The following is a 15,034-nucleotide window of genomic DNA, read 5'->3' on the forward strand; positions in this document are numbered from 1 at the left end:
TTTTGAAATTGGGATTTTATGAATAATTGAGGATAGTAATTATTTTTTATTTGTTATTATTTTAGTGAAACGATATAGTAGTTCTTAAACCGCAACGGCACATAGCATTGTCCGTTATAATAAACTACAAAAATACTTTAAATCAAGACTGTGGAAAAGATGTGTATAAATATTAAATTCCTTCTTTTATCTTGCCATCTAAAATCATAAATCTAAAATCCGAAATGCCTGACTTCACCCATCTCCACTGCCATACCCAATTTTCGCTGTTAGACGGGGCAGCAAAGATCCCTGACCTTATCAGCAGCGTAAAGCAAATGGGGATGAAGGCGCTTGCCATCACCGACCATGGCAGTATGTATGGTGTTCCGCAATTTGTTGCAAAAGCTCAAAAAGATGGAATAAAACCAATTATAGGTTGTGAGTTTTACATAGCTCCGGGCAGCAGATCTGATACCGGGACCATAGCCGTCAGCGATCCAACAAAGAAAAAAGCCAAGTATTCTTATCATCAATTGCTGCTTGCCAAAGATGAAACCGGTTATAAAAATCTTTCAAAATTGAGTTCCCTTGGTTTCCTTGAAGGCTTTTACTACAAACCCCGCATTGATCTTGAATTGATAAAAAAATATTCAAAAGGGATCATTGCTACAACGTGCTGTCTGGCTGGCCAGGTTCCTTCCACTATTCTTTATTCAGGTGAAAAGGAAGCTGAGAAAGTATTTTTAGAATGGCTCAAAATATTTGGTGATGATTATTATATTGAAATACACCGCCATGGTATCAAAGAGCAGGAAATTGTAAATGAAGTACTTCTGAAATGGGTAAAAAAGCATAATGTAAAGGTGATTGCAACCAACGATGTGCATTATGTTCACCAAAAAGATTCCATTGCCCAGGATATTTTACTTTGTCTTAAAACAGGTAAGGATTACGATGACCCCGACAGGATGCGCTTCAAGAATGATCATTTCTACCTTAAGTCGCCTGATGAAATGGCTGAACTGTTCAAAGATATACCAGAAGCGATAGAAAACACCGGTGAAATTGTTGAAAAAATTCAAACACCAGATCTGAAGCGGGATGTGCTTTTACCCATTTTCAAACTGCCCGAAGGATTTCGGTCAGAAGACGATTATTTGAGGCACCTTACCCTTCAAGGGGCTAATGGTAAATATGGTGCTATGACTGATGAACTTCGTACGCGTCTTGAACATGAATTGAATATCATTAAAAAGATGGGTTATGCCGGCTACTTTTTAATCGTACAGGATTTTATTGCCACAGCCCGTAAATTGGGTGTAAAAGTAGGCCCCGGAAGAGGTTCCGTTGCAGGATCAGCAGTTGCCTATTGTACAGGCATCACCAATATTGATCCCATTCACTATAACCTGATCTTTGAAAGATTCCTCAATCCTGAACGTGTAAGCATGCCCGATATTGACATAGATTTTGATGACGTTGGCAGGCAAAAAGTGATAAATCATGTGGTTGAAAAATATGGCCGCAACCAGGTTGCGCAACTCATCACTTTCGGTTCAATGGGAGCAAAAACATCCATAAGAGATGTAGCCCGAGTACTCGGATTGCCCCTCTCAGACGCCAATCATTTAGCAAAATTAGTTCCTGAAATCCCAGGCATGACCCTTGATAAAGCTTACCAGGAAAACCCTGAATTGGCACAAAGCAAAAGTTCAAATACACCTAAGGGAAAAGTTCTGCGGCTTGCTGAAACGGTGGAAGGTTCTCCACGTCATACAGGGATACACGCTGCAGGTATTATCATAGCTCCTAACGACCTGCTTGAGCTCATACCTGTCTGCACATCAAAAGAATCAGAGCTGCTGGTAACACAGTACGATGGCTCTGAAATTGAGCATGTAGGAATGCTTAAAATGGACTTTTTGGGTTTAAAAACTTTGACGATCATCAAGGATGCCCTGGAGCTGATAAAGAAAAATCATGGCGTTGAAATTGACATAGAAAACATCCCGTTTGATGATGAAAAAACTTTTCAGCTTTACCAGCAAGGAGACACCATAGGTACTTTCCAATTTGAATCAGAAGGTATGAGAACTTACCTGAAGGAGTTAAAACCAACAAGTTTTGAGGACCTTATTGCCATGAATGCCCTTTACAGGCCCGGGCCAATGCAATTCATCCCCAATTACATAAACCGTAAGCACGGCAAAGAGAAAATTGAATATTCGCATCCCTTATTGGAAGGTATTCTTAAAAATACTTACGGCATCATGGTATACCAGGAGCAGATCATGCAAGCTGCCCGGATCATAGCTGATTATACTTTAGGAGAAGCAGATATTCTAAGAAAAATAATGGGTAAGAAAAAACCGGAATTACTCCCGCCCGAAGAAAGAAAATTTGTGCCGCGTGCCATATCCAAAGGAATAGATGAAAAGAAGGCAAAAGAAATTTTTGAAATAATGGCACATTTTGGAGGATATGGGTTTAACCGTTCGCATTCTGCTGCATATTCTGTGATAGCTTACCAAACCGCCTGGCTTAAGGCACATTACCCGGCAGAATACATGGCTGCCGTACTTACAAATAATATGAATAATATTGATAAAGTAACTTTCTTTATAGACGAATGTAAAAGACAAAACATAGAAGTATTGGGGCCAGACCTCAATGAAAGCAATATTCATTTTGATATAAATAAAGACAGAAAAATACGATTTGGGCTGGGAGCCATAAAAGGAACAGGTGAAGCTGCTGCAATGGAAATCATTTCAGATAGAGAAAAAAACGGGCATTACAAGGATACTTTTGACTTTGCTCAAAGGATCAATCTAAGAACGGTCAATAAAAAAACATTTGAAAGTCTCGCATACGCAGGCGCATTTGAGAGTTTTTCAGAAATTCACAGAGCGCAATATTTTTATAAACAGGATAGTGAGCAGGAAATTCTTATTGAAAAAATCATAAAATTTGGAAATACCTTTCAATTAGAAAAAAATGCTGCTCAACAATCTCTATTTGGTAATGGCCAAAACGGAGCAGAATTATTTACTCCCAAAATACCTGATATCGAACCATGGGGAGAAATTGAAAAATTAAGATTAGAAAAAGAAGTCGTGGGTTTCTATATTTCAGGCCATCCGTTGGATCAATTCAGGATAGATCTGGATAGTTTTTGTACTTGCACGATTGATAAAATTGAAAATTATAAAAACAGAAGTATTACCGTAGCCGGCATTGTTAATAAAGTAAATGTAAGACAGGGAAAAACCGGGCAGCAATACGCGCTTTTTACAATTGAAGACTATGTTGATTCGTTGGATTTGGCAGTTTTTGGTGAAGATTACTTAAAAATGGCACATCTGCTGAACCCGGGTGAATTTTTATTTATCAAAGGGACGGTCGGGCTGCGTTATAATTCAACTGATAAATGGGATTTAAAGCCTCACGCCATCCATTTACTGAGCGAGATAAGAACCAAGCTCAGCAAAGCGCTTGCTATCCAGATAGACCTGCAAAAGATCAATGATACAGTGTTGAAAGAAATAGAACGTATAACACATGAAAATCCCGGTAAATGTGAGCTGAGGCTTTCTCTTTATGACTTTTCTAATTCGGAGAAATCCGAAAACAAAGATATGATCACCGTTGAAATGTTATCCCGTAAAATGAGAGTAAACCCTAATAATGACCTTATTGATAAATTGAGTGAAATGGATGGGGTTTTTTGTAAATTGATCCCTGTTGTGGTTTAAAAATATTTTTGTTATCAATGATCTTTTCGCATCTCTTTTCTCTCTAAATAAAAATGTACAATCGTCATTACTATGGCGAAAACTACAAACACGACTCCTGTTATTGCAACAATTTCCATAAGTTATAAATTATTTTTTGATTAAAAAATATCCCCATACAAATAAAATTATTGAAGTAATTAAACTAATAATTAACAAGTCAATCTGTATCCCTTTTTCTTTCATCATAATTATTTGACCAACTACGAATGCTATAAGAATAATCTTCCCAATATCGCAAAACAATTTTGCTAAATATTCTCTTCTATCCATTTATTTAATTGCCTATTTTTAAAAAGTGTAAGGTGTTTCCACCTTACACCATAGTGAATTATGCCTTTGGCTTATAAATAGCTCCTGCTATCAAAGCACCGGCAATCGCTTGCAGTAATGAATCTAACATCCATCCTAATGGAATGGCTCTACCCAGATCTGCATACATAAGCGCTCCGGTAGAACTTGGCACGCCCATAAGCAAGCCAATTACAATCCCTAAACACAGCGCTGTTTTAGGACCCGGTCCGCAGCACCCGTTTCTTGCCAAGGTATAAAGATAAGCAATACCGATACCTGCTAATATTGAAAGAACAGGAAAAGCCCATTCACCTAAGTAAGCAGGCTCAGAAAGCATAGAGGGACACGGCTCTCTTGTAGCAAAATACGTATAGTATTTCCCTAATAAAAAATCATTAATAAGCCATCCAATGATACTCATGCCTATCCCGGCAGCAATACCACCCGAGATCACCCGGCCCCAGTTGGTTTGGTTTTGTGTCGTTGTGTCTTCCATAATTGTTTGGTTTTAAAGATTTACGAGTATGATTAAAGTGTCAGGCAGAAATCATCCGAGGTACTCGGGATGAACACCACTTTTGACGTCACAAAGTTATTAAATAAAATTTATAAACCAAATGGATTCTTATATTTTTTATATCAATAATAAATTCGTACTTTTTCGCAACTGGTGGGAACTTTTTAATGCTAATAGTTATTATATTTGTATTAAAAAGATTCCAAACACTTTAATATTGCTCAACATAAATGTTGAGATACCAAATTATGACAAAACCAAAAGAAATTACCGATGCAAACTTCGATGAAGTGATTGCAACCGACAAGCCCGTTTTAGTAGATTTCTGGGCAGAATGGTGCGGGCCATGTAAAATGATAGGCCCGTTAGTAGAAGAAATAGCCACAGAATATGACGGTAAAGCAATTATTGGCAAAGTAAATGTTGATAACAACCCTAATTCTTCTGCCAAGTATGGCATCAGAAGTATTCCTACTTTATTGTTTTTTAAGAACGGAGAAGTAGTTGATAAGCAGATTGGGGCTGCTTCAAAAAGTACACTGGCAAAAAAGCTTGATGAGCATATGTAGGACGGATTGTTAATCCGTCCACGTAATAATGTAATGGGGGTAGATGGTTTTCCTTATTTCCTTTATACCTTCTTATTATGGTAATGGAAAAGACCTTAACACAAAACAGGATTTATACCTATGATGATCTGAATTATTTTCTACCCAATGGAAATTATGAGATCATTGATGGGAAAAAAGTAAATATGTCACCAACAGGATTTATACACGGAGAATTTGAATTTAACATTGCCCGGTTCTTAAAAGATCACCTTGAGAATAAAGGTTATGTTTCAGTTGGAGAGATTGGAATTGTCATAAGTAAAAAACCATTCAGGCTAAGAGCTGCCGATGTTGTATATATTAGCAAAGAGACCTCTGCCAGTAAACCTGAAGGGATACTTGAAATTGCACCTGATCTGATCTTTGAAATTTTATCTAAAGATGATACCATACAAGATATGAATGATAAGATCAAAGATTATTTGTCAATAGGTGTTAAAAAGATTGTAGTGGTTGATCCTTTTACCAAATCTCTTTCAATTTATCATCAAAATAAAAAAGATATAAACTTTTACAATTTTGATCAGCAATTTGAGTTGATTGATGGGATAAAAGTAATTACGAATAAAATTATATGACTATCTGCGCATACGATTATCTAATTTCTTTTTACCTTCATTCTATTCCCTAAAGTAAACTCGCTTTACTCTCTCACTCACATTGGTTAATATCTCATAAGGAATGGTGCCAATTGAATCGGCAAGGTCAGTGATGGGCAGGCCTTTCCCGAAAAGGATCACTTCATCTCCTTCCTGAGCTTTGAACCCTGTTATATCTACCATACACATATCCATACATACATCACCCATTACAGGTGCATAACTGCCATTGATCATAACTTTCCCTTTTCCGTTACCAAACCGCCTGTCATACCCATCGGAATAACCAGCGGCTATTGTTGCAATTGCCATATTTCTATCTGCTCTTCTTGTTCTGCTACCCTGCCTTTGGTTAGACAGGTAACCGATCGTTTCGCCTTTTTTAATATGCCTGATCTGTGAAATTACGGTCTTTAAGGTACCGACATTTTCTAACTCGGGCCAGTCCCCCCTAACAGCCCCCCTAAATCCCCCTGAATCGGTGAATGGGTGAATGGGTGAATCGGTGAATCGCTTCGTTTTCCCGCTCTCCGTTTCTCCGATTCCCCGTTTCTCCGATTCAGGGGAGTTGGAGGGGAGCTGGTAGAGGGGCTGGACACCATAAAGCCCGATACCCAGTCTTACCATATCCATTTGTGCTTCAGGAAAACGGAGAATTCCCGCAGAATTTAAAATATGTTTTACAGCTATATATCCAATTCCCTTTTCGATTCTGGAAGTCAAAGTTTTAAATTTCTTTATTTGTGTCTTTGTAAACCCATCATGCTTATGCTGATCTGCTCCCGCTAAATGGGAGAATATACTAACTACTTTTATACTGGAATTGCTTTTAAGCATCTGAATAAGTTCATCAATATCAGTTTTATCAAAACCTAACCGATGCATGCCGGTATCTAACTTTATGTGAATATTCAGTGAATCCTTGAAATCTGCTTGTATATCTTTTTTATCTATAAAATATATAAATGATTTTAAAATATTAAGACTGTATATTTCAGGTTCAAGGCTGTAATCAAGAATTTTTTTGTAAGTCTGCGGTGTGGGATTCATCACCATAATGGGCATTGTGATACCTTTTTCCCGTAATGCTACCCCTTCATCGGTATAAGCTACTGCCAGGGTTTCAACTACTTCGTATTGTAGCAGATTTGCAATTTCATAGCTTCCACTGCCGTATGAAAATGCCTTAACCATAACCATGATCTTAGTTCCTGGATTGAGCGCTGAACGGAAAAAGTTCAGGTTATGAGCAAGCGCGTCTAAATTTATTTCCAGAACGGTACCATGTACCTTTTGCTCTAACAATGAAGTGATCTTTTCAAATTCAAAAACCCTGGCGCCTTTTACCAAAATACTCTGGTTTGTAAAATCATCCTTGTTAAATTTTTTCAAAAAAGACTCTGTGTCTTTATAGAATATAGTAGTGATGTGAGAAACTATATCTTTATTTCTTGAAATAACCTCTCCAATGCCGATTAACTTATTTACCTTTTTTTCTTTCAGGAGATCTCCTATATCAGCGTACAGTTCCTTTTCCTTTAAACCGGATTGCAGCACATCTGATAATATCAAAGTTTTACCAGGATGTTGATTTTGTTGAGCCAAAAAATCCAGCGCTAATCTAAGACCCGCCAGGTCATTATTGTAAGTATCATCAATGATCGAACAATTATTGATGCCTTCCTTGAGCTCCAACCGCATAGCTACTGCGGTGAGATTTTGCATCCTTGTGATTGTATCCTTCAAGTCAATATTGAGATAAAGCAACAAAGCAATACAATGGATTGCATTTTCAATAGAGGCATCATCATGAAAAGGAAAGTCAATTTCGGATTTCGGATTATTGATTGTGGATTTTAAATCCGAAATCCGAAATCCAAAATCCGCAATTTTAAAATCTGAATCATCATTTTTCGACCACTTAACTGTTTTAATCCCTGTTATTTTTTGAAATGCGACTATCTCTTTATGTAATTCCTCATCGTCTTTACAATAAATAAGCGCTTCTGAATTTTTGAACAACTTTAACTTTTCCCTGATCTTTTCAACTTTTGAACCAAAGCCTTCATCGTGAGCGGTACCTATATTTGTAAAAATTCCAATAGTCGGACGAATGACCTTTTCCAATCGTTCCATCTCACCGGGTCTCGAAATTCCCGCTTCAAATATCCCGATCGTGTGATTATCATTGGTCTGCCAAACCGATAAAGGAACTCCTACCTGCGAATTGTAGCTCTTAGGGCTTTTCACCACAGTTTCATCAGGGCTTAGCAACTGTGATAACCACTCTTTAACGATGGTTTTACCATTGCTGCCTGTTATGCCAATTACCGGTATATTAAATTGCGACCTGTGATGTGCAGCTAATGTCTGCAAGGCGGAGATACTGTTTTCTACCTCTAAAATATTCGCTTCCGGCAAAAGTGTTGGCCAGTTCTCCCTCCCGAGTACTCGGGAGGAGTTAGAGGGGGGCTGCTCTTGCTCAATCACAAATTGCCTCACCCCTTTTGCATACAACTCTTCCAAAAAATGATGACCATTGTGCCTTTCTCCTTTTAGAGCAAAGAAAAGTGAAGAAGCAGGCGCAACTATTTTTCTGCTGTCTAATAATAAATGTTGAACAGGCAGGTCGTTAAAGAATTTTATCGTATTTCCTTTGATGATTTTTGCAGCTTTTTGGGAAGTGAGCATAGTTATTAATTAAGGATTTATGGTTATAAATTGCAAGTTTTATTTTTATATGGTATTATTGCTACAAAATTATAAAAATATAGTATTATAACATTTTTTAGTATTGGTATTTTATTTTTTTCAATTCTAAGATATGAGTCCACTCTAAAAAGTCTTTTTTGCCACAAAAGCACAAAAACACTAAACCCCACTAAAAATTAACTAATTGATTTTCAGGGTTTTGTGGGATTTAGTGCTTTGGTGTTTTAGTGGCATTTTTATTTTTTGGACTTATTAGAGTGGACTCAAGTTTTAAATGCTTAAAATTTTATTCATTTTTTATTTTTATTAATTAACATGTTTAGTATATTGCAAACTTAAATTAATATCATCATGAAAACTTCAACATCTAATTCCGACCTGTCTGCTCCCGATGGTATCGGGACAGGCGAACAGGCAGGAAAAAATTTCTTCTCCTTTCCGGAATTGTCAGGAGTAAAGAAATTAGCAGCAGCCGTAGTAATTCTTTTATGCGGACTGACTATCAGCTATAAAGCAAATGCACAATGTTTTGCAGGCTTTTACTATTTTATAGATACTGCTACCAATACTGTCTCGTTTCTTGATACGTCATATTCTCCTGTAGCGCTAATAAACAGTTGGTATTGGGATTTTGGAGATGGCTTCGTTGATAGTATTCAAAACCCTACGCATATTTATGCTGTTGCCGATACTTACTACGTATGTCAAACCATCTGGGATGATAGCGCTTGTACAAATACTTTGTGTATATGGGTAATAACAGGAGCAGGTAGTGTTTGCACTAATCCTCCTGCTGCTGGTTTTACTTACAGCGCTTCCAACCTAACGGTAAATTTCACTGATCTTTCTACACCGGCAGTATGTATTACAAGCTGGTTATGGGATTTTGGGGATGGCAATACAGATACCATCCAAAACCCATCTCATACCTATGCAGCAGTCGGAACGTATAATGTTTGTTTAATCATTTCAACCTTTGCGGGAATTGACACGTTATGTTATTCGAATGTAACAGTAGTCGGTGGTAGTGGTTGTTCTGCAGGCTTCAGCTATTCGGTAGATTCTACCAATACTGCCTGGTTCACTGATACATCATCCGGAACTGGCGGAGTAATTGCCTGGTATTGGGATTTTGGTGATGGCAGCGCTGACTCTCTTCAACAAAATCCGTCACATACTTATGCTGTTGCTGATACTTACTGGGTATGCCTAACCATCTGGGACAGCAGCAACTGTACAAATATCTGGTGTACCACTGTAATAACAACCATTATTAATTGCAATAATCCTCCTGTTGCTAATTTTACTTACACCATTCCAAGTCCGTATACAGCAAATTTTTTTGATGCCTCAACACCCGTAGCATGCATTACAAGCTGGTCATGGGATTTTGGTGACGGCAATACAGAGACCATCCAAAACCCATCACATACCTATGCTGTAAACGGTAGTTATATCGTTTGTTTAATCACTTCAACCATCGGAGGAAGTGACACTGTATGTATGAGTGTAACAGTGGTTGGTACTTGTTTTGCAGCCTTCAGCTATTGGGTAGATTCTACCAATACTGCCTGGTTTACTGATTCGTCATATACTTGGACGATGCCACCGCAGGTATGGAGTTGGGCCTGGGATTTTGGAGATGGAGATACTTCTGCCTTACAGAATCCTACACACTTTTATGCTGTTGCTGATACTTACTGGGTATGCTTAACAATCCTGGTGGATAGTGCTTGTACAGATACGTGGTGCACGATGGTACTAGCCAATGGTGTACCTTGTCAACGTACCATATCAGGCCAGGTATCAGACAGCGCAGGCGCAATCATTAGCGGAACAGTTGATCTTATAAATTATAGTCCTGTTCCCGGACAAATGACGATAGCTGCCACTACCGTACTTGATAGTTTATTACCAGGATATTATACCTTTACAAATGTATCTCAGGGGCAATACCTTATAAGAGCGGAAGGTGACAGCTTATTGTATCCTAATACTGTTCTAACTTATTATGACAGCACCAACCACTGGCAAAATGCAACAACCGTGGATGCATCATCAGTGTGTGATACCACCATCATTGCTAATATCCAACTTGTAGAATTTCCTACTAATATTGGCCCGGCCAAAATAAGCGGGCAGATAACATCATCAGGCCCGTTTAAAGACGGTAAAAACCCTATCGACCCGGTGCCAGGTATTGATATAGTAGTTGAAGAAATTGCCACAGACAAACTAATAGCTGGTACGACTACTGATGGTTTGGGATTTTATTATTTTGAGAATATACCCCTCGGAGATTATAGACTCTATGTGGATATTACCGGACTTCCGATGGATTCAACTTATTATTTCAGCGTAACCAATGCTGATACACTATTTACAAACCTTGATTTTTTTGTAGATTCTGTATCTATTACCCTTACTCCATTAACATCTGTTCAGGAAAATCTGAATGATCACACTATAAAAATTTATCCGAATCCATATAAAGATTTTACCAACATTGAGTTTACACTGAAAGAAACAAGCAGTGTTTCCCTTGAGGTATATAATATCTTAGGAGCTAAAATAAATACGATTGAAAACAGTAAAAAGCAACCCGGACATCACAACTATAAATTCAGTGTCAAAGATCTGGGATATCCTGCGGGACTATATCTTATTAAATTAAATATTGATCTTAACAGCTATTCATTAAGGATTTTAGAGTTTTAATTGAAAACCTAATAGTTTTTTCTCTCTACTGTCTTAAACGATGATTTATTGTTTTTTTAATCTTTTTAAAAAACATCAGTGAATCGGGTGAAAAAAGAGATAATCATAATTGGAGGCGCTAATGGTTCTGGGAAGACTACTTTTGCGAAAACATTTATAAAAAAGTATCCTTATGATTTTATTAATGCTGACGAAATTGCAAAGGAACTTAGTCCTGACGATTTAACAAAGAGTCAATTAGAAGCCGGTAAAATATTTTTTAAAAAGATTGATAAACTTATAAATAAAAATAAAAGTTTTATCGTTGAGTCAACATTATCTGGAAAATATTTATTAAGATTAATCCATAAGGTAAAAGAAAAGAGTTATTTAGTTAAGATTATTTATTTATTTTTACACGAACCAGAAGTTTGTATTAACCGTATAAAAGAGAGAGTTTTAAAGGGGGGACATTATGTACCTGATGAAGACGTAATAAGAAGGTATTATCGTAGTAAGAAGAATTTTTGGACTGTTTATAAACAATTAGCTGATAAGTGGTCTATAGTATATAATTCTGAAAAACAATTTATTGAGATTGTGAAGGGTTCAAAAGATAATTATTCTATTAAGAATTTGCAATTATTCAAAACTTTTATTAACGATATAAAAAAATAACATTATGGAAGTAAAAAAATTTGATGATATTGAGCTTTATCAGTGGGCTGATGAAATCCAAAAAATTGGAAATGAAGCCGTAAATCAAGTATTAAAAGAAAACAGAGAAAAAGGTATTCCAATAGTATTTTCAGAGAACGGCATTATTTATTACGAACTACCTGGTGGAGAAATAACTACTGTTAGTCCCTTTACTGGAAATGATGATAAAGGTGAAAAATCTAAATAATAATTTCACGAATCACATAATTAATCTACATCGTTATTAAAATAATTTTCTATTAAATCCTTACACCAAAATTTTTGGTGTAGATAAACGCTTTTTATTATGAAACCTATGACACCAAAAGAAGTAAGAGAAGGTGCAATCATGACCTTAGACAAAGGGGAAAACATTGTTGGAATGTGGGCGTCACCACCTATTCCTCAAACCGGTTTCTATAAGCTGCTGGCAAAACAAAAAAAAGACGGCACTATTGAATGGGCTCATTTAGTACAAAGGGCTGATGGGTCTAAAGAACTAATGTTTCGGGGAACGGCTAAATCAAAAAAAGAGCTCAACAAAGTGGTGGATTTAGCCAGCGCCCAACTTAGCAGGATTTTTGGCCCATCTATAAAATTAAAAGCCGCTAAAGCCGATTTTTATTCTTTGGAAGGCCAGAAATTTGATGATACGGTGAATTAAAGTACGATTTACGAAGTACGAATGACGAATATCGGTTTCTTCATTCGTACTTCGTAAATCGTACTTCGTAAATCGTACTTCGTACTTCGTACTTCGTACTTCGTACTTCGTACTTACAAATAATGTCAAGAAAAATAAAATCCGGATTGATCCAGATGAGCCTCCCTAAAACAGAAGGGGAAGGCACCATCGCAGAGATCAAGGAAGCAATGCTGGAAAAGCATATTCCCTATATTGAAGATGCAGGGAAACAGGGCGTACAGATCCTTTGCCTTCAGGAAATTTTCAATACACCCTATTTTTGTCCCGGACAAGATAAGGCCTGGTATGCATCTGCGGAGCCTATTCCGGGGCCAACTACCGAATTAATGCAATCTTATGCCAAAAAATATGATATGGCCATGGTGGTTCCGATCTATGAAAAGGAACAGGCAGGGTTTTTATATAATTCAGCGGCTATGATAGATGCTGATGGTAAGTATATGGGAAAATACCGCAAAAATCATATCCCGCATACCTCCGGCTTTTGGGAAAAATTCTTTTTTAAGCCTGGTAATCTTGGGTATCCTGTGTGGCAGACTAAATATGCCAAAGTGGGTATTTATATTTGCTACGATCGGCACTTCCCCGATGGAGCAAGGGTACTTGGATTGAATGGCGCTGAGATCGTTTATAATCCCTCTGCTACCGTTGCAGGACTATCGCAATATCTGTGGAAATTAGAACAACCTGCACATGCCGTTGCCAATGGCTATTTTATGGGCTGTATTAACAGGGTAGGCACGGAGAAACCATGGAAATTAGGTAAGTTTTACGGCACTTCCTATTTTGTTGATCCTAAAGGCCAGATTATTGCCGAAGCATCCCAGGATAAAGATGAGCTCCTGGTTGCTGAGTTTGACCTGGATATGATAGAGGAGGTAAGATCAACCTGGCAGTTTTTCAGAGACCGCAGGCCGGAGACTTATGGGAAGCTGGTGGAGCTGTAAGTTAGATGCTGGATACCTCTTAATCGTACCATAGTGGAATTGAAAAAGTCTACTATTTAAATCCATATCGAGAAACATATTATAATAAAAAAAACGGTATGGTTTATTATCAATCACCAAACGGTACTCAATGGATACTTATACTTTAAAAATTATAATATTTATTTTGATTATTAGTACTCTAAAACTTTCTGCTCAAAATGATACCTTATCAGATAGTGAAAGTGTACTTAAAGATAGCTCCATAATAGATAATATTAATATTCTAAAGATAAACTATTTTGATTTAGGTAAAAGGGATGCTAAAATACATTATAAAAAATTTACTCCATATTGTATTGGAGCTATATCTGGATGCGCTTTACCATTCGGTTTGTGGAATATTTTAAGTGGAGGAGCTTGGAGTCAAATCTATTTTCTATATATTACACCTGTTACTATTATTACGCAAGCTATTCCTTCTAAATTAAATAATCCTATTAATCCTTACAATCAATTATTTAAAAATAATGAGGAATATTATAAGGGTTATAAGAGAGGTGTATATAATATAAAAAGTCGTAAGTTTATTATAGGATTTGGATATGGGTTAATTATAGCAGTTGAAACTATAGGTATGATTATGCTGCTTGACTATTTGGCAAATTCAGGTGGTTAAATTTTTTAACATCCTTATAAACTTAAATCAATAAATAAAGATAAATAAACTCCTTAATATTATTACAAGATGAAAAATGTAAAAACTATCTTAAACCAATTAATCTTCCTTAGTCTTTTGCAATTATCATTACCTTATTCCAAGTGCCCGGGACAATCAGTCAAAGGTAATGGGAATATAATAAAGCAAGAGCGAAAAGTTCCTGCTTTTAACGTGATTGAAATTCATGACGCATTTGAGGTATATTTATCACAAGGATATAAGGAAATCGTGACGATTGTGACAGATGAGAATCTACTCGAAATAGTTGTAACAGAAGTAAGAGACAACATACTGGTGATTTCAAATAAGCAAAAAATAATAAGATCAAAAAGCACTAAACTATACATTACATTCAAAGAGTTAAATAAAATAGATATTTTAGGTGCAGTTACCTTAAACGGAGGTTCTAAATTTAAATTTGATATTTTAAAACTCATGGTAACCGGAGCCGCTACAATAAATTTAGACCTGGTTGCCAATAAGCTGGTATCAGACTTGATAGGAGGGACTGAAATCAAACTAAGTGGAAATGTCTCAATAGTAAATATGAATATTTCAGGCGCTGCAAATTTATCCGCTTTTGACCTTATTACAGATAATTTTAAAATCTATATTTCCGGAGCAGGTAATGCTAAGATAAATGTAAATAAACAGTTAGACGTATCAATTTCCGGGGCAGGCAATGTTAAATACAAGGGTAATCCTTCGATCAAAAAAAATATTTCAGGAGTAGGTACAATACAAAAGCTGTAATTGATGATTAATAAGTTTATTTA

Annotated in this window: 13 protein-coding genes; 9 read left to right on the forward strand and 4 right to left on the reverse strand. The window is 36.6% G+C overall.

Annotation, left to right across the window (positions count from 1 at the left end):
- Positions 1-224 precede the first annotated feature (224 nt).
- Positions 225-3,737, forward strand: coding sequence for a DNA polymerase III subunit alpha (gene dnaE, locus FVQ77_04250; GenBank protein MBW8049545.1), 3,513 nt, complete (start codon positions 225-227; stop codon positions 3,735-3,737).
- Between the two features lie 129 nt (positions 3,738-3,866).
- Here dnaE and FVQ77_04255 read toward each other — a convergent pair whose 3' ends face one another.
- Together FVQ77_04255 and FVQ77_04260 are read right to left on the reverse strand one after the other, a co-directional pair.
- Positions 3,867-4,049: a hypothetical protein gene (locus FVQ77_04255; protein MBW8049546.1), complete on the reverse strand. Its 183-nt coding sequence runs from the start codon at positions 4,047-4,049 to the stop codon at positions 3,867-3,869.
- Between the two features lie 58 nt (positions 4,050-4,107).
- Complete coding sequence (locus FVQ77_04260) at positions 4,108-4,566, reverse strand: hypothetical protein (GenBank protein ID MBW8049547.1); 459 nt, start codon at positions 4,564-4,566, stop codon at positions 4,108-4,110.
- Between the two features lie 269 nt (positions 4,567-4,835).
- On the opposite strand from FVQ77_04260, the gene trxA reads away from it, so the two are divergent.
- Both trxA and FVQ77_04270 read left to right on the forward strand, forming a co-directional pair.
- Positions 4,836-5,156, forward strand: coding sequence for a thioredoxin (trxA, locus tag FVQ77_04265; protein MBW8049548.1), 321 nt, complete (start codon positions 4,836-4,838; stop codon positions 5,154-5,156).
- A 77-nt stretch (positions 5,157-5,233) separates the two neighbouring features.
- Positions 5,234-5,776: a Uma2 family endonuclease gene (locus FVQ77_04270; GenBank protein ID MBW8049549.1), complete on the forward strand. Its 543-nt coding sequence runs from the start codon at positions 5,234-5,236 to the stop codon at positions 5,774-5,776.
- A gap of 42 nt (positions 5,777-5,818) precedes the next feature.
- Here the strand turns inward: FVQ77_04270 and FVQ77_04275 are convergent, their stop codons facing one another.
- Positions 5,819-6,430: a hypothetical protein gene (locus tag FVQ77_04275; GenBank protein MBW8049550.1), complete on the reverse strand. Its 612-nt coding sequence runs from the start codon at positions 6,428-6,430 to the stop codon at positions 5,819-5,821.
- Between the two features lie 2,430 nt (positions 6,431-8,860).
- Here FVQ77_04275 and FVQ77_04280 point away from each other — a divergent pair.
- From FVQ77_04280 to FVQ77_04300, 5 genes are all read left to right on the forward strand, one after another.
- On the forward strand, positions 8,861-11,227 hold the full coding sequence (locus FVQ77_04280; GenBank protein MBW8049551.1) for a PKD domain-containing protein: 2,367 nt from the start codon (positions 8,861-8,863) through the stop codon (positions 11,225-11,227).
- Between the two features lie 87 nt (positions 11,228-11,314).
- Positions 11,315-11,884, forward strand: coding sequence for an AAA family ATPase (locus tag FVQ77_04285; protein ID MBW8049552.1), 570 nt, complete (start codon positions 11,315-11,317; stop codon positions 11,882-11,884).
- A 4-nt stretch (positions 11,885-11,888) separates the two neighbouring features.
- Positions 11,889-12,113 carry a hypothetical protein gene (locus tag FVQ77_04290; GenBank protein ID MBW8049553.1) on the forward strand — a complete coding sequence of 75 codons (225 nt, stop codon included), beginning with the start codon at positions 11,889-11,891 and terminating at the stop codon, positions 12,111-12,113.
- A 99-nt stretch (positions 12,114-12,212) separates the two neighbouring features.
- Positions 12,213-12,569 (forward strand): hypothetical protein, encoded by a 357-nt coding sequence (locus FVQ77_04295; protein ID MBW8049554.1) that lies wholly within the window; start codon positions 12,213-12,215, stop codon positions 12,567-12,569.
- A gap of 155 nt (positions 12,570-12,724) precedes the next feature.
- Positions 12,725-13,558 (forward strand): acyltransferase, encoded by an 834-nt coding sequence (locus FVQ77_04300; protein ID MBW8049555.1) that lies wholly within the window; start codon positions 12,725-12,727, stop codon positions 13,556-13,558.
- 411 nt (positions 13,559-13,969) lie between these two features.
- Here FVQ77_04300 and FVQ77_04305 read toward each other — a convergent pair whose 3' ends face one another.
- On the reverse strand, positions 13,970-14,038 hold the full coding sequence (locus tag FVQ77_04305) for a hypothetical protein (GenBank protein MBW8049556.1): 69 nt from the start codon (positions 14,036-14,038) through the stop codon (positions 13,970-13,972).
- A 247-nt stretch (positions 14,039-14,285) separates the two neighbouring features.
- On the opposite strand from FVQ77_04305, the gene FVQ77_04310 reads away from it, so the two are divergent.
- Entirely contained in the window at positions 14,286-15,011 is a 726-nt protein-coding gene (locus FVQ77_04310; protein MBW8049557.1) for a DUF2807 domain-containing protein, read from the forward strand.
- The last annotated feature ends 23 nt before the right edge of the window (positions 15,012-15,034 follow it).

This window comes from Cytophagales bacterium (genome assembly GCA_019456305.1).
Lineage (GTDB): Bacteria > Bacteroidota > Bacteroidia > Cytophagales > VRUD01 > VRUD01.